Source organism: Pararhizobium sp. LjRoot238 (assembly GCF_964252955.1).
Classification (GTDB): Bacteria; Pseudomonadota; Alphaproteobacteria; order Rhizobiales; family Rhizobiaceae; genus Pararhizobium.
In genome coordinates, this window is the sequence record NZ_CAXUPP020000004.1 from 46,035 (window position 1) to 61,339 (window position 15,305).

Sequence of the window (15,305 nt, forward strand, 5' to 3'; positions counted from 1 at the left end):
AAAATTTGGAGAACATTGTTCGTCGCCAGATTTCGTTTTAAGAGCCTATGCCAACAGACGAGATGGTCCGCTCCCTTTCGGGGGGCGGAACACTTTTCGACAAACTTGCTTTCACCCCCGATCCTGTCGCACCACGTGGCTGCGGGTTCGCGGCACACAGGGTTCGTTTTGAGGATATGCCTGGCAATGACAGACGACGACAAAAGGGATGCGCCGCCGGCCAGCTACACCTTCACCCAGCAGGTCGGCCATCTCATGCGCAAGGCCTACCAGAAGCATCTTGCGATCTTCCAAGAAAACGCCAGCGATCCCCATCTGACGTCGGTCCAGTTCGTGACACTGTGCGCGCTGCGCGACAATGGACCGAGTTCGCAGGCCGAGTTGGTCAAGTCGACCGCGGTGGACCAGGCAACGATCAGGGGCATCATCGATCGCCTGAAAGCGCGGGGCCTGATCGATATTTCCAAGGACAAGGAGGACGGCCGAAAGGTGATCATGTCATTGCTACCGGCAGGGCAAGCCGTGCTGGATGATATGTATCCCAAGGCGCACCTGATCACGGAGCTGACCATGAAAAAGCTCAATCCGGCGGAACGTGTCGCATTGCTCTACCTGTTGCGCAAGGTCTCCGAGGATGACGACGCTTGACGAGGTTAAACTCAAAACAGGAATTTGGCGAAGTCGGAGCCAAGGAGCCGATGTCGCTCGTCAATAGTTCATCGTCCCTGCCATTGAGACGCGCGCAACCCCCGAAATCCCGGTTCCAGGAGGTCTGAAAATGGGAGCAGCTCAGTTTTTGGGAACTGCGTCGGAAAACAAACTCGTTGGATCTTTGGTGAACTCGTGAAGCAGGGATCTTGGAATCTCGATGGAGACGCTGGCATGGCAGATACATCTTTCCGGTATGATCCGTTGACGACGGCGCAGGAATGGAAAGTCGCTGGCCGCCAAGTTGCGATCGCGACCGTCATCGAGACGTGGGGATCGGCCCCTTGCGTGCCTGGCAGCCATCTCGTGATCGACCGTGACGCAAATTTCGAAGGTTCGGTCTCGGGAGGATGCGTCGAAAGCGAGGTAATCAGCGAGGCGGCGAATGTCATTGACAGTGGTACAGCAAAGATCCTTGAATTTGGAGTTTCCGACGAACGGGCATGGAGTGTCGGACTTTCCTGCGGTGGACGTATCCGTATCTATATTGAAAGCCTGGTTTAATGAAACTGGATGATCTAAAGCGGCTGAACACGGCGCGTCACCAGCGCCAGACAGTGTTGCGGATTACCGATCTGCATGGAGGTCATGACAGTATCGTGGTGGAGGGCGAAGCGTGCGACCCTCTACTTGCTGTGCCGGTGTCGGCCGCATTCCGTTCGGGTAAGTCGGGATCCTCAGAAATTGCAGGCCGAACATATTTTATCGATGTTCAGATCCCGCCGCCGCAAATCGTCGTGATCGGCGCGGTGCACGTCGGTCAGGTGTTGGCGCAAATGGCACAACTTGCCGGTTTCGCCATTCGCGTAATTGATCCGCGGATGGCCTTTGCCACTCAGGAGCGTTTTCCAAAGATAGAGCTCTACTCGGACTGGCCAGACGAGGTGTTCGCAACACGCCCGCTAGATGCCTATACGGCGCTCGTCGCTCTGTCTCATGACCCGAAGATCGACGACTTTCCCCTTGCTGAGGCTCTACGAGCCGGCTGTTTCTATGTCGGCGCACTCGGGGGCCGCAAGTCGCATTCGTTGCGTTTGCAACGCCTTGCAGCGAACGGGTTCAGCGCCGCCGATCTCGAGAGGATTCGTGGCCCAATCGGCCTTGATATCGGGGCGATCGGTCCGGCAGAAATCGGGATAGCAATCTTGGCGGAAATCGTTCAGTCTTTGAGACGCCGTAGCACTGCCAACACACAATGAGGCTGGGCGACTTTTGACCGGTTTAACTTGAGCATGAGGTAGGCGTACACCCTGTCAGGACGGCACCGCTCAAGCTTACCGAGGTAGCGCTTTTGAGGACCAGCAGAGCGTCTTGACGGTATCCGGGATAGAGCAGGAGTTCCCTTGAAGGCAAGCGGGCCACCTTTACATGGCGCTATACGTAAAGCTGAGAGCGATGCTGTAATCGCCCTGATCCTCCTTGCTGCAGGCGAGGCAAGCCGAATGGGCGCTGGCGGTCCGCACAAGTTGCTTGCTGAGTTCGACGGCATCCCGCTCGTCCGGAGGTCGGCCATGGTAGCACTTGGTACACGGGCATCGTCAGTTACTATCGTCACCGGCCACCGCCATCAAGAAATCCTCGCCGCATTGGAAGGGCTCGACCTCCAATATGTCTACAACCCAGATTATGCTTCTGGGATGGCGGGATCGCTCGTCACCGGCTTTAAAACGGATCAAGCACAACGCGCCGACGGTGTACTCGTTATGAACGCCGATATGCCGAGGATAACCTCTGGCGATCTCGATGCACTGATCAAAGCTTTCTGGGATGCAAAGTGTGATGCTGTAGTTCGTGCCGCAGCGTACGGTCGAGGGGGGAATCCTGCGGTGCTTCCCCGCTCTCTCTTCCGCAGTGTGTTGCGGCTCCAAGGTGATGTTGGTGCACGACATCTGATCGAGACATCAGGAACTCCCGTCATCGATGTTCCTACAGACGAACGTTCACTTTTGGACGTCGATACACCGGAGGCAATTCTGGCGGCGGGCGGGGTTCTTAGGGTATAACGAAGTGCAAAGTTCCTGAAGAAATATAGCGAAAGTCCGTAGCTTCCTGAACCTTGCTGATGCAGGAAGACATCCGAACCGCCATCGTCAGGCAAGATGGAATCGTAGCCTTTGGTGAACCATTCACTTTGCCAGTGGGGCATGCATGGCCGTTACCGCTACAAAGGTCGAATAGATTGGTCCACCTCCAACGATAAAGCGGCCTGCCACCCAGCGCCGCACCGATGATGCACACTGGTTTGAGTGAGCGCCTTGAAACGATTCGAACTGCTGACCCGTAGTCGCCGTCACCGATTGTATACTGAATCGTAACCGCGAATTTCCCCGCACCTTCTTTGATTGAGTGAGTTTTGGCATGAGGTGTCCACTAGAATAGGTGAACACCAAGTGATGGAAGAAGGTCAAAAACTTGCCGTGCGGCTGGTAGGTCGGAATGGACGACGCCGGTTCGATCCGGGATCAAAAGACCGCCTTATTGCTGCCTGCCTCGAACCTGGCGCATCGGTATCGAAACTTGCGCGCGAACACGGGGTCAACGCGAACCTCGTTTGGAAATGGATAAGGAAACACACCCAGACGCCTCCGTTACTTTTGCGGAACGCCTCTGCGCCGGCTTCGCATATCATGAGAATTTTTGTCGTCGGCGCTGAAGGTGATCTTGGGAAAGCGGTTCGATGCCCGGCCTCATAGCAACCAGGGGTACGTGATATAATTATGTTCAACCCTGCGATGGCGAGATGGATGATTATTCGAATGTTATCCACGGGACGCCCGACGGTGACGCGGCAAACCATAGAGAGCCCCGGGATACGCCGGTGACGCGTCCATCCCGATCATGAACGCCCTTGGTCAGCGCCATGGCGTTGTTGGCCGTGCTCATAGCTGCTTCGGATAGCCATTATCGTTCCCCCGAAGAGGTCGTCGCAGTCCATGCTTGTTCCGGAGGGACGCTGGGCGCCGTCCTTATTGCCCCCCGCCCCAGCTATGTGTCAGTTCAGCTTAAGGCCGGCTCACGTGCCCAGACGCGCAATTTGCCGACTTCTTCGAAGAACGTTGCGACCGTCTTCTTGTCCGTGAGCTCGATTGTGCCTTCGTCTAGGTCGCCGGCGATGCCAGCCTTTTCCAGAAGCGGGAGCGCATCCGCCACGTACCCGATGAACTTGCAGTGCGTGAAAGCGTCGGCCACGAAATCCCGCGCCGTTGCTTCCTTGAGAAGGTCTGTGAGCTGGCTCGGAAAAACTGAACAGTTAGGATAAGTGGAATTTCTGCCTGACTTTGGCTTAAATGCCGGAAACAGGAGAGAGCATGTCGAGACGACCGCGCCGGAATCATAGCCCGGCTTTCAAGGCGAAGGTGGCGCTTGCCGCCATCCGGGGCGAACAGACGCTGGTGGAATTATCCCAGCAGTTCGACGTGCACGCCAATCAGATCAAGCAATGGAAAGACCAGCTCCTTGAGGGGGCGACGGGCGTTTTCGGCGATGAAGCCAAGGCGGAACCGGCTGCTCCGACCGTCGATGTCAAAACACTGCATGCCAAGATCGGAGAACTGACGCTGGAGAATGATTTTTTATCCGGTGCGCTCGGCAAAGCCGGATTGCTGAGCGGAAAGAAATGATCAACCGCGCGCACAAACTGTCGGTCATTCGCCAGGCGAAGCTTCTCGGCTTCAGTCGTGGCAGCGTCTATTATTTACCGCGTCCTGTGTCAGACGGCGAACTGGCCCTGATGCGGCGGATCGACGAACTGCACCTCGACTTTCCCTTTGCCGGAAGCCGGATGTTGCAAGGGCTTTTGAAGGCGGAAGGGCTTGTCACAGGGCGGCTTCACATCGCGACGCTGATGAAGAAGATGGGCATTGAGGCGATTTACCGTCGCCCCAATACGTCGAAACCGGCACCTGGGCACAAGGTCTATCCGTATCTCCTGCGCAAGCTGGCGGTGACCAGACCCAACCAGGTCTGGGCTATGGACATCACCTACATCCCCATGGCGCGGGGCTTTGTCTATCTCTGCGCTGTGGTTGACTGGTTCAGCCGGAGGGTTCTGTCGTGGCGGTTGTCGATCACGATGGAGACGGCTTTCTGTATCGAGGCGGTCGAGGAAGCGCTTGTCCGGTATGGCAAGCCCGACATCTTCAATACGGACCAGGGATCGCAGTTCACCTCCATCGACTTCACGGCGGTGCTGAAGAAGGCCGAGATCGACATCTCGATGGATGGCAGGGGCGCATGGCGGGACAACGTCTTTGTCGAGCGGCTCTGGCGCTCGATCAAATACGAGGAGGTCTATCTCCACGCCTACAAAACCGTGCCCGAGGCCCGCATTGGGATCGGCCGGTATCTGACCTTTTACAATACCCGACGCCCACATTCATCCCTTGACCGGCAAACACCGGATCAGGCTTACTTCAACGCGCTGACGCCAATAAAGGCGGCAGCATAATCGAGGCGGAAATCCACTTAACGAAACGCCACGAACTGTTCAGACAAACCGAGCCAGCTCTCTGCGAGGCTAAAGCCGCGGACCAGGACGAGGATCCTGCATTGAAGCAGGACGACAACCCGTCCGCCTCGGCGGTTTTTCACAGGGCGTGTATTCCTACTCGTTGGGGATCGCTCTCGGCTTCCTTTTTGTGCTGACATTCATCCTCCACCTGCGATACAGCGCAGAGGCGGAAAATGCCGAAGCCATGATGCACGGCCAGCCAACAGTCTCCATTGCCGAGCACCTCGTTAGCGGCCAGTTCTGGTTCGAATCCCTGCAAAACTGGCAAAGCGAGTTCCTCTCGACAGCCGTTATCGTCGTGCTCTCGATCTTCCTGCGTTTCAGAGGTTCACCGGAATCGAAGCCCGTCGCTGCACCGCATGCCGAGACTGGCACATATTATAATTGCGAGCCTAAACAGGAAGGGCCGGCTCGCAGGAGACGGCCCTTCTTTTAATTGCGACGCGATCAGGCGACTTTTTTGGCGCCCTTCGGATTCGCCGAAGCTTCGCCGAGTTGGGTCAGCTTCTGATCAGTGGCGAGCTCTTCCTGCAAAGTCGCATCGAACAGTGCGACGGCATCGGTGTAGCCGAGCTGCGCAGCCCAGGACTTCAATGTGCCGTAGCGGGCGATTTCGTAGTGCTCGACTGCCTGAGCCGACGAGATGAGGCCAGCATCGAGAGCGATGGAACCCTTGTACTCTTCGATGATCTCCTCACCTTCGGCGATAATGCCCTGAATGGCCTCGCACGTCTTTCCGCGAGCGGGCTTCCCGATGATCTCGAACACCTGCTGCAGGCGTTCGATCTGGCCTTCGGTCTCGTCCTTGTGCTTCAGGAAAGCCGCCTTGCCTTCAGGGGACTGTGCCGCGCGTGCCATTTTCGGCAGCGCTTTCAGGATCTGCTTTTCTGCGAAATAGATGTCCTTGAGCGTATCAAGGAACAGGTCGTCCAGTGTTTTCTCAGCCATTTCGGTCTCCTCGGTGGGGTTGATAGCGCCACTCAACTCGGACCGGGTGCTTTGGTTCCGAAGATTCCAACCCGCATTCTTTCAGCAGACATGTCAAACTTAATTGTGGCGTCTGCCTATTGGAATAGGTTTGCGTGCTCGGAGGTCCAACCATGCAGAACGACAAACGCAGACCGCGCGGGCCGTCTCCGAAGGGAGATTTCGAGCAGTCGAAGACTGTTGCCACCGCTATGATTGAAGAAAAGCGGGAGGCTGATCGCATCAAGACGCAGGCGTTGAAGGCGGCTCGTCTGTCGGCTGTCGGGCCAAACTGGCAACCGCCAGCCACACCAGGGCCATCCTGATCCCTGAACCGAAATTTGAAACTAGACATGGCTGCGCTCCTCGGACTCGCCGCACAACCGCATGAAGCAGATAAGGTTCCAGCATAGTGCGAAAAATCTCGGGGCGAGTGCATCTTTTTGAATTTAAATGCGTTTGCCGTGCCGATCGGGTCCACTGATGTCGACCTAAGTAGATCGGGAATCGAAAGGGTGGGACCGTCAGAACTGAACGGGCTTGATGGTGTCGACGCTGATTTCGCCCTTAAGCACCCCACGTCTGAGATCGCGTCGGGAATGCTCCACCTCAATGACGGTGTAGAGCTTTTCCGACCTGAACGCACTCGCGTTGCTTGTCGTCACACCCTCGGCGGGAGCTGAATCAATTTCCATGAAGTCGAGCTCACGTTCGGCGGCGACGATGCGCGCATCGCCTGTTGTCCGCGCGGCAACCACCACTTCACCCTGATACGGCGAGTTGTCCCACCGGGGATCGTGGGCTTCCGCTATGGGAACGAGGCGATAGATATTCAGAAGTTCAGGCTCATTGCCCGCGGTGGTTGACGAGTCGAGGATTTGGGCGCGGCTCTCGACAGACTGACCGAATTCCGTCGGGCTGGTTCCAGTGGAAGGGCCAAGGTGGCTCTGGTCGTTTGTTGCGTTCGACATCGGAGGGCTCCTCATGAGTTAACATTGTCGGAAGGGATCAGACGGCGTTGATGCCCGGCAGCAACTTTTGGACGTCCTTGCGCTCGGCATCGGGCAAGCTTTCGATCTCGTCGCGCCAGAAGGCCTCCGCCTCTGCAGTGCCTTCTGCCCATTCTCGGGTCGAGACGAGATTGTCGTCGAGCACCGCGCGGCGCCTGCCACCGAGCCTGATGTATTTCGCGGCCAGATCTTTCGAACGATTGCCTGTGGTGCTCATCGTGTGAACCCATATAAAAAGCCCAGGAAGCCGACGGCTACCGCAGCCGTGATTGGCTGCGCCCGCACCTTGCCGCGCAATTCTTTGATCGCCAGACGCCCGGCTCCAGAGGCGGCTTCGCGGAGCGGATCCTGCAACCGGGCGACTTCCGACCGCAACGCGCTGAGCTCTTCCTCATTGTCGGCTTTCCGGTTCGCCGCCGCCAGCGCTTCGTCAACGAGCGGTGCTGCCTCTTCGATCCGATTGTCCGGTGCGGCCTGGTCCTCCGTCATGTCGTGACTCCTGTCTGAGGTTGTTCACTGCGTCTTCTCGGTTCCCGCCGGGGCCACCGATTGCGAATCGCCGCCCGTGCCGGATTCAGCCGTGGGATCACGGTCTGTTGGCGCGGTCTGCATGGTTTCTCCAACGGGAGGGGTATTGTCGATGACCTTCTGATCGGTCGGTGTGACCACGGCCTTCGTATCGGTCGTCGTGGTTTGCTTCGTTTCCGTGGCGGCGTCGTTGTCGACAGCCTCTCCATACATGCCCGCGATAGCCCAGGCGATGGCGGCGAAAACGAGACCGCCTATCAGCACCATCAGTACTGGTCGCCCAAGCAATCCCCCCCGTGCCTGCACGGGCGTAGCCTCCACCACCTTCTGCGTTTCCACACTCGAAACCGTATCGCCGCGTTCGTCCTTGTAGGTGCTCATGGAATATTCCTCGTGGTCACCTCCCGTAACCACTGGGCGCGCTTGAATGTTCCGCCACCTTCAATAACGAATGCGACATTCGCCCGATCTCGTCGAGACGATCGTCGGCCGCGGCCTCAACTAGCCGATAGCCTGAGAATTCAACTCGTCGTAGTGCGATATCGCTTCGCGCTCGATGGCAGCCCGACTAAAGACCGGCCGCTTTTGCCAGCGCTCACTTCATAAGGCCTGCCGCCCGAAGGGCTTTCTCGATCGTCCGCTGGATTCCCATCCCTTGTTCTGAAGAATACGGGGAATGTAAGGTGTTCGTTGGCGGCTCGTGCGACGTTCCGGGATCAAGGTTCACCCGTTTTTCGAATGATGCGATCAAACCCCAGGAGCGGGCGATGTGTTGGGTCGAGGAGATGCCGACATCCAGCATATACGGGCCAGCTTTGCCATAGCCCGATGTAGCATCGATCGGCGTTCCATGCCCTATCCCTTCGAGTTGGTAGAGCTCGAGGGCTTCGCGGCCGTCCGCACCTCTCCAGACGATCCTTTGATGGCGGTCGATCCGTTCGGTTACGGGCGGGTACTCCGCCTCATGCACGCCGCGCCACTGCTCGATGACCGCAAAAGCGTTCGCGGGAACGACCGTATGGTCTTTGGTGCCTTGCCAGACCGAAATCGCCGGCCAAGGTCCGTCATGCTTAGAAGCAGACCGAAGAAGCGTCTGGAGACCATCCGTTCCGGGTAGCCCCTGGCCCCGCATGCGGTCAAACGCTTCTGGAACCGTCGTCGCAATACCATATGGAAGGCCTGCAATGATTGCGCCACCTGCGAAAAGCTCCGGATGCGTTGCGAGCATGACGTTCGCCATCGCTCCGCCTGCGGACAGCCCGGTGATGAAGATGCGGCTCCGATCGATGTCGTATCGCGAGATCACAGTTTCGATCATCTGACGGATGGAAAACGCCTCTCCCTGGTCACGCCGGATGTCGCCGGGCACGAACCAGTTGAAACACGTGTTGGCGTTGTTGCTCGGCGTCTGCTGGGGGAACAACACTGCGAATCCATAGTCGTCCGCAAGACGAGACCATCCGGAACCATGGTCATACACACTGGACGTCTGAGTACATCCATGAAGGACGACCACCAGTGGCGCGCGAGGCATAAGGTCCTTGGGGATGTGGATTTTCGCCTCGAGGGCACCACGGTTGGAACCGAACGGGCCGAGATCGGTCAGCCTGTCTTGGAGCATCGGGGCGGAGCTGTGGGCGGAGCGCAATTTGCGCAGTCTTTCAATAGTGTCGGAAATAGATTGCATCTGGTGCTCCTAGCGGCCTTAGGCGAGAACCGCCCGGTCCCCAACGCACCAAGCGGCAGAAGGTTGCTGCACCGCACAAATAATTAATAGCAGAGCTTATGGTCTTGCCCGTGACCTAGCGGCGAAACGATGCTCGTCCGTTTGCTTTCGATAACTCGGCGTGTGGAACAATTTCAGATGTCGCTGGTTCTGGTGCCGGGATCGCTCACGTCCCGCAAAGGAGAAGTCCATGAAGAATTTGCTCGTTGCAACGGCGATCATCGCCATCTCCGTATCGTCAACGTTCGCGCAGACAACGAAGCCAGCCGCTAACCCGGATGGCGATACTCCGGCGGTCGCAACGCCTTCGGACCAGAATGCCACGGCTCCGGTAGAAGGCGCGAACAGTTTCACCGAAGTCCAGGCGAAGGATCGCATCGTCGAAGCCGGATACGCCGACGTTACGGATCTGAAGCTCGACGAGAAGGGTGTCTGGCAAGGCAAGGCCACCAAGGACGGCAAGGCCGTGATGGTATCGTTGGACTACCAGGGCAACATTGTCGCCAACTAATTTGCAGCCAAGAACAATAACAAGGAGACACCAAATGACTAAGACAGTCACAGGACTATTCGATCACTATTACCATGCAACTTCCGCAGTCGACCAGCTCAAGGCGGCGGGCATTTCGGAGGACGATATCAGCATTGTTTCGAACAATGCGGATGGCCGCTACAAGGACAGCGATGTCGGTGAAGATGCAGGTACGGGCGCTGGCATCGGCGCGGCCGTCGGCGGCGTCGGAGGCCTGCTGACGGGGCTGGGCATTATGGCAATTCCAGGTGTGGGCCCGGTCGTTGCTGCTGGCTGGGGCTCGCTGCCACGGCTGCTGGCGCAGTCACTGGTGCCGTTGTCGGCGGTGCTGCTGGCGGCCTCATCGGCGCGCTGACTGATTCAGGCGTCGATGAGCGCGACGCCCATGTTTACGCCGAAGGCGTGCGACGCGGCGGCACGCTGGTCACCGCCAAGGTTGACGAAGGGCGCGCCGCCGAGGCCGAGGCAATCCTGCAGCGCTCGAACTGGGTCGATCTGCCGACGCGCCGGACCGCGTACGAAGGACAGGGCTGGGCCGGCTTCGATGATGCGTCCGAACCGTATAGCCAAGCGGAGATCGACGCAGAGCGCGCTCGTTACGCAGGTCGCGCTTCAGCGCTGTAGTCGGAAACTTCGCCAATGGAATAAATGGTGTCGGGGTCGTCGAGAGACGGCCCCGAAATCTCTAAAGGCGGTGATTCCCAGCATGGTCATTCCCCTTTTTTGGTTTGATGAGGCATCTTCGCGCGTGGTCGCTATTCCCGGCCTTTGGAGAAAATGTAGGGCCGCTCGAGGGTCTTGCTCCATTTGCCCATGGCAAAGCAGAAGACGAAGTTGACCGCAATGAACACGTAGACCTCGATGAAGTGCGTCCGCCAGACCGGTATCGACACCGCCTGGTGTGCTGTCATCAACCCGCCGAGTGCCAGCCGGAATGCTCGTTGAAGAAGGCGTCTTTCAGGCCGTCGGTCAACATGCTGTCGAGGACCTGGGCCGGTCCCATGCGATAGCCTCATCGGCCACCGTCCATCAAATACGGCGCGCGGTCTGCGGCTCTAGCGATTGAACCAGCCTCACCCACTGCGACAAAGTATTCGAGCTGCCTCAAAGTGAAGCGCAGCGGCATGCGTTCCCAATCTCCATTGGCAGTAAATCGAACGGGCTCGGACGAGTTGATCGCCAACAGGCTACACAACGCGAGACATAGTCTCAGCACATTCACCGCCCCTTCGAGCGCTAATCCCAGTATCAGTTAAGGCAGGATGGTACCGTCGAAGGCACCACCACCAAAAAAATCCATATCCGTAATCTTTGCCGACCCGCGTCAGCAGCATCTGATGCATTTTCTTCCATGGGTTCAAGGATTGCGTAGTTTAGCTTTTCTAAACAAAAACCCATCGATGGCAGGATTGTCTCCTCGTGCTGTCGCGCGAATAATCTCCTGTATCAAAGGAGAAATTGCGAAACACTTCTGGCATCAGGCCTGAAAACTCAGCGCCGGCTGATTTTCAACCGTTTCTCCCCCCACGGATGTCAAAGCGGTGTTGGCGCATCGGCCGAGCACGTGCAATCAAAAGGATGATCGATTTATGCCGAATACCCTCGACCCACGCTTCCGACCCTTTACGGTCCTCAGGAAGGTGCGCGAAAGCACGACGATCACATCCTTTTATCTGGAACCTATCGATCCCGCAGCGTGGCGCCCCTTCGAAGCAGGCCAGTTTCTCACGATCCAGATGCCCCATCCGAAAGGCGGGGAACCTATGATCCGGAACTACACGGTGTCTTCTGCCCCAAGTGATGAGGGCGTGTATCGAATTACGGTCAAACGGGAGACCGGCTTAACGCCAGACATGCCCAACGGGATTGCTTCTTGCTGGCTCCATGACTCGGTAGAGGAAGGAACGATCGTCCACATCGACGGACCGCGCGGCGCTTTCAAGCTCAACAAAGTCAGCCACAAACCGGTCATTCTTCTTTCGGGCGGGGTCGGGCTGACGCCGACCGTTTCTATGCTGAAGGTGTTGGTCAGGGAAAGCGATCGACCTGTATGGTTCATACATGCCTGTGACCAAGGAAGCACCCACGCGCTACACGAAGAGGTCCAGGCACTCGCTCAAGAACGGAGCGGTGTTTACGTCCATTACTGTTATCGCTTTCCGACGGCTGATGATAAAAAAGCGGGCCTGCACCACTCGACCGGCTTTGTCACACGAGAGACACTACAGTCGCTCCTGCCGCTAGACGATTATGAAACTTATATGTGCGGACCACCGCCGTTCATGCAGGCGATGTATGACCTGCTTCTCTCTCTCGGCGTAGAAAAGAGCAAGATCGCATACGAGTTTTTCGGTCCTGCATCTCTGCTCACGCCATCGAAGCCAAAGGTGGACACAACTCCTGGCGCGAGTATCGCTCCTCCATCCGCGGAAACAAGGAGCGGAGGCATCGAAATCACGCTCGGAAAGTCAAATGCCAAATTCGCGTGGGATCCAACCTCGGAATCGATTTTGAGCTTCTTGGAAAGCAATGGAATCGAGCCAGAATTCTCCTGTCGGGCTGGCGTTTGCGGAAGTTGTGTCCAGGCCCTCGTTTCAGGCAACGTGGAATATGTGGAGGAGCCGCTGGATGACGTGCCCGCCGGGCGAGTTCTGCTCTGTTGTTCCAAGCCCGTGAATTCGGTCGTTCTCGACCTCTGAATCCAGTTTCCAGCATCCACTCGAATGAACGGGATCGATCTATGGCCGATACACTCAGACTGAATCCAAACGTTGCGGAACTCCCCCCGTACAACGCCGGAATGAACATCGCTGTGGCGCGTAGTAAGAGCGGTTTGAATGAAATTGCGGCTCTTGCCAGCAATGAGAATCCGTATGGTTGTTCGCCCAACGTATCCGCAGCATTGGCAGAACTTAATCCCTCCCGTTATGCGGACCCTGCCTGTGTGATATTGCGCGATGCGCTCAGCAAAAAGCTCGACGTTGCCGGAGACAGAATTGTTGTCGGGAACGGTTCCGAGGAGATGATCGCAGCGGTTTGCCGCGCAGTATTGCGTCCATTTTCTACCGTGGCCACGATTACACCCGGCTTTGGTCTCCACGAAATCGAGCCCCGTGCAAACGGTGCGAAGGTCGTCAAAATCCCCATGACAAAAGATCTTGGATTTGATCTTGAGGCCATGGCGATTGCACTGCGCAAGAAACCATCAATATTCTTCATCTCCTCGCCTTCCAACCCCGTTGGCCCAGCGCTCGACCAAGATCAACTCGCACGCCTAATCACGGCTGTCCCGAAGGAAACACTGCTTGTTTTTGACGAAGCATATTTTGAATTCGGCGATGATCAGACGCCTGACGGGCTCAAGGCGCTGGCTGACAGCGCCATCTCCTACGTCGTGTTGCGAACGTTCTCAAAGGCCTATGGCTTGGCAGGATTGCGCGTAGGCTATGCCGTTGCCTCCGATGCGCGCTTGGCACAAGCCATGTCATCGGCAAGGACGCCGTTCAACGTCAATGCTGCCGCGCAATTGGCTGCCGTCGCCGCGCTAAACGACGAAACGTGGATGCGTGTTTCGGTCGCCAGCGTCGTCGCCGAACGAAATCGCATGGCTGGCGAGATTGCTTCCCTTGACCTGTTCGCTCCTGAATCCCAGACAAACTTTCTGTTCATCGATGTCGGTTGTGACAGCTCAATCGCTTTCGATCATTTCCTCTCTCACGGCGTGATCGTCAAACCCTGGAAAGAACCGGCATTTGCTTCTTTTATCCGTGTGACCGTTGGTCTCCCAATGGAAAACGATCGCTTTCTTGAAACACTCCGCCTGCTGAGGGCCAAGCTCGCTGAGGCAAAAGTCGCGTCATGATCGACCAGAATGCTGGCGCAGTCGGAATTCTTTCCAAGTCCTTTCTGAACGAGATCGTTCAGATCATTGGCCCTTCGAACCTGAAGCAAGGCGATGCGATTGCCAATCTTGACTATGGCGTAACGCCGGCAAATTTCGGTGCCACCGCGTTGGCTTTCCCGTCATCCGTCCACGAAGTCGCATCGATCATACGAAGCGCCGTTGCGCATGGCGTATCGATAGTCCCACAGGGTGGACGAACCGGGCTTGTCGGCGGAAGTGTGTCAACACCTGGTCAGATCATATTATCGACCGCTCGACTGAATCAGACTGTCGCGATCTACCCGGTTGAGCGCGTTGCTGTCGTCGAGGCCGGCGTCACACTTCAATCACTACAGGCGGCCGCGTCAGAACATAATCTAGAGCCGGGCATCGATCTTCCCTCGCGTGGTTCTGCCACGATTGGCGGAATGGCCTCGACCAATGCTGGTGGTATTTCGGCTTTTCGTTACGGCGTGATGCGGAATCGCGTTCTTGGTGTGGAAGCTGTGCTGCCTGATGGCTCGATCTATTCCGATCTTACACGCGTTGTGAAGAACGCTACCGGATACGATCTCAAGCAGCTATTCATCGGGGCCGAGGGAACGCTCGGCATCGTCACCAAGATTGCCATGAAATTGGAGCCAGTTCCTGCAGCCACTGCTACGGCCCTCTTCGGCCTGCCTTCCGTCGAGGCGGCTCTTGAAGCAACCAGGCTCGGACTTACTGTTCAGTACGGTCACATGCGTGCGGCTGAAGCGATCTGGAGCTCGTTTTTTGCGTTGACGGCCAGCGAGCATCGTTGGTCGGCGATCGACTACGCCCCTGATTATCCCGTCAACCTCATCCTGTCGCTCGGCGGAGGTGACGAGGAACAGCTCCAAATGGAACTCGGCCGCATTTACGAGGAGCTATATGAAAAGTATCCGGAAATGTGCGCTGTTGTCGCAACATCGCAGGCGCAGGAAGCCGAGTTGTGGCGTCTGAGAGAGGACACGGACCTCATCTATCGCCGACACCCCGCAGCACCTTCTTTTGACGTCTCGGTCCCCTTGTCCCAAATCGATGAGTATATCGCTCGGTGCATGCCGGAACTGCGGTCAATCGATCCCGCCTTCGATCCCTACCTCTTCGGGCACATTGCTGATGGCAACCTTCATATTGTCCTGAACGCCGCAGGCGCGGATCTGGCACCTGAGAAGGCTTCCGCCGTCGAATCGGTGCTCTATGGGGGCCTGACGGAATCCGGAGGCTCGTTCTCGGCGGAACACGGGATCGGGTCCAAACGTATTCACTCTTTGCGTGAGACCGCCGACCCCGTAAAATTTGCGTTGATGATGCAGATCAAGCACGCCATCGATGGCGGACGCATCCTCAATCCCGGCAAAGTCACGGGCTGACATGGCAACGCCGCGCTCTTTGGGAGCGCGGCGCGAACAGGCGTA

16 protein-coding genes and 5 pseudogenes are annotated in these 15,305 nt (G+C 57.2%); 12 read left to right on the forward strand and 9 right to left on the reverse strand.

Annotated features, from left to right (window positions below):
* Nucleotides 1–186: 186 nt before the first annotated feature.
* From ACSQ3F_RS26475 to ACSQ3F_RS26495, 5 genes and pseudogenes are all read left to right on the forward strand, one after another.
* On the forward strand, nt 187–648 hold the full coding sequence (locus ACSQ3F_RS26475; protein ID WP_436103170.1) for a MarR family winged helix-turn-helix transcriptional regulator: 462 nt from the start codon (nt 187–189) through the stop codon (nt 646–648).
* A 234-nt stretch (nt 649–882) separates the two neighbouring features.
* A complete protein-coding gene (locus ACSQ3F_RS26480) occupies nt 883–1,212 on the forward strand; it encodes an XdhC family protein (protein ID WP_436103171.1) in 330 nt (109 codons plus the stop codon).
* The gene (locus ACSQ3F_RS26485; RefSeq protein WP_436103172.1) at nt 1,212–1,907 is read left to right on the forward strand and encodes an XdhC family protein; all 696 of its coding nucleotides are present in this window, start codon (nt 1,212–1,214) and stop codon (nt 1,905–1,907) included. Before ACSQ3F_RS26480 ends, ACSQ3F_RS26485 begins: the two co-directional genes overlap by 1 nt.
* Nucleotides 1,908–2,051: 144 nt before the next feature.
* Nucleotides 2,052–2,711 carry a nucleotidyltransferase family protein gene (locus ACSQ3F_RS26490; protein WP_436103173.1) on the forward strand — a complete coding sequence of 220 codons (660 nt, stop codon included), beginning with the start codon at nt 2,052–2,054 and terminating at the stop codon, nt 2,709–2,711.
* 387 nt (nt 2,712–3,098) lie between these two features.
* Nucleotides 3,099–3,278 (forward strand): annotated as a pseudogene (locus ACSQ3F_RS26495) (transposase); the annotation flags it as partial.
* Between the two features lie 427 nt (nt 3,279–3,705).
* Here the strand turns inward: ACSQ3F_RS26495 and ACSQ3F_RS26500 are convergent.
* Nucleotides 3,706–3,939: pseudogene (locus tag ACSQ3F_RS26500) on the reverse strand (catalase HPII); the annotation flags it as partial.
* A gap of 77 nt (nt 3,940–4,016) precedes the next feature.
* Here ACSQ3F_RS26500 and ACSQ3F_RS26505 point away from each other — a divergent pair.
* Together ACSQ3F_RS26505 and ACSQ3F_RS26510 are read left to right on the forward strand one after the other, a co-directional pair.
* Nucleotides 4,017–5,155 (forward strand): IS3 family transposase gene (locus ACSQ3F_RS26505; protein ID WP_436101749.1). Its coding sequence is split into 2 segments (ribosomal slippage): nt 4,017–4,275 and nt 4,275–5,155, totalling 1,140 coding nucleotides; the frame shifts between segments, so codons are not numbered across the junction.
* Nucleotides 5,156–5,238: 83 nt separating this feature from the next.
* A pseudogene (locus tag ACSQ3F_RS26510) lies at nt 5,239–5,591 on the forward strand (DUF6766 family protein); the annotation flags it as partial.
* Between the two features lie 74 nt (nt 5,592–5,665).
* Here ACSQ3F_RS26510 and ACSQ3F_RS26515 read toward each other — a convergent pair.
* From ACSQ3F_RS26515 to ACSQ3F_RS26540, 6 genes are all read right to left on the reverse strand, one after another.
* Nucleotides 5,666–6,166, reverse strand: a complete 501-nt coding sequence (locus tag ACSQ3F_RS26515; RefSeq protein ID WP_436103174.1) for a ferritin-like domain-containing protein — start codon at nt 6,164–6,166, stop codon at nt 5,666–5,668.
* A 542-nt stretch (nt 6,167–6,708) separates the two neighbouring features.
* Nucleotides 6,709–7,155: a hypothetical protein gene (locus tag ACSQ3F_RS26520; RefSeq protein WP_436103175.1), complete on the reverse strand. Its 447-nt coding sequence runs from the start codon at nt 7,153–7,155 to the stop codon at nt 6,709–6,711.
* Between the two features lie 37 nt (nt 7,156–7,192).
* The gene (locus ACSQ3F_RS26525) at nt 7,193–7,411 is read right to left on the reverse strand and encodes a hypothetical protein (protein ID WP_436103176.1); all 219 of its coding nucleotides are present in this window, start codon (nt 7,409–7,411) and stop codon (nt 7,193–7,195) included.
* On the reverse strand, nt 7,408–7,683 hold the full coding sequence (locus tag ACSQ3F_RS26530; protein WP_436103177.1) for a hypothetical protein: 276 nt from the start codon (nt 7,681–7,683) through the stop codon (nt 7,408–7,410). The genes ACSQ3F_RS26525 and ACSQ3F_RS26530 overlap by 4 nt, the downstream gene beginning before the upstream one ends.
* 24 nt (nt 7,684–7,707) lie before the next feature.
* Nucleotides 7,708–8,103 (reverse strand): hypothetical protein, encoded by a 396-nt coding sequence (locus ACSQ3F_RS26535; RefSeq protein ID WP_436103178.1) that lies wholly within the window; start codon nt 8,101–8,103, stop codon nt 7,708–7,710.
* Between the two features lie 214 nt (nt 8,104–8,317).
* The gene (locus ACSQ3F_RS26540) at nt 8,318–9,409 is read right to left on the reverse strand and encodes an extracellular catalytic domain type 1 short-chain-length polyhydroxyalkanoate depolymerase (RefSeq protein WP_436103179.1); all 1,092 of its coding nucleotides are present in this window, start codon (nt 9,407–9,409) and stop codon (nt 8,318–8,320) included.
* Nucleotides 9,410–9,638: 229 nt separating this feature from the next.
* Between ACSQ3F_RS26540 and ACSQ3F_RS26545 the strand changes: the two genes are divergently transcribed.
* Both ACSQ3F_RS26545 and ACSQ3F_RS26550 read left to right on the forward strand, forming a co-directional pair.
* The gene (locus tag ACSQ3F_RS26545; RefSeq protein WP_436103180.1) at nt 9,639–9,959 is read left to right on the forward strand and encodes a PepSY domain-containing protein; all 321 of its coding nucleotides are present in this window, start codon (nt 9,639–9,641) and stop codon (nt 9,957–9,959) included.
* A gap of 34 nt (nt 9,960–9,993) precedes the next feature.
* A pseudogene (locus tag ACSQ3F_RS26550) lies at nt 9,994–10,604 on the forward strand (general stress protein).
* Nucleotides 10,605–10,735: 131 nt separating this feature from the next.
* On the opposite strand, the gene ACSQ3F_RS26555 reads toward ACSQ3F_RS26550, so the two are convergent.
* Entirely contained in the window at nt 10,736–10,891 is a 156-nt protein-coding gene (locus tag ACSQ3F_RS26555) for a hypothetical protein (protein WP_436103181.1), read from the reverse strand.
* Nucleotides 10,892–11,022: 131 nt separating this feature from the next.
* A pseudogene (locus ACSQ3F_RS26560) lies at nt 11,023–11,106 on the reverse strand (helix-turn-helix domain-containing protein); the annotation flags it as partial.
* A gap of 463 nt (nt 11,107–11,569) precedes the next feature.
* Here ACSQ3F_RS26560 and ACSQ3F_RS26565 point away from each other — a divergent pair.
* From ACSQ3F_RS26565 to ACSQ3F_RS26575, 3 genes are read left to right on the forward strand one after another with little or no spacing between them, the layout of a single operon-like run.
* A complete protein-coding gene (locus ACSQ3F_RS26565; protein WP_436103182.1) occupies nt 11,570–12,679 on the forward strand; it encodes a 2Fe-2S iron-sulfur cluster-binding protein in 1,110 nt (369 codons plus the stop codon).
* Nucleotides 12,680–12,720: 41 nt separating this feature from the next.
* The gene (gene hisC, locus ACSQ3F_RS26570) at nt 12,721–13,842 is read left to right on the forward strand and encodes a histidinol-phosphate transaminase (RefSeq protein ID WP_436103183.1); all 1,122 of its coding nucleotides are present in this window, start codon (nt 12,721–12,723) and stop codon (nt 13,840–13,842) included.
* Nucleotides 13,839–15,260, forward strand: a complete 1,422-nt coding sequence (locus ACSQ3F_RS26575; protein WP_436103184.1) for an FAD-binding oxidoreductase — start codon at nt 13,839–13,841, stop codon at nt 15,258–15,260. Before hisC ends, ACSQ3F_RS26575 begins: the two co-directional genes overlap by 4 nt.
* The last annotated feature ends 45 nt before the right edge of the window (nt 15,261–15,305 follow it).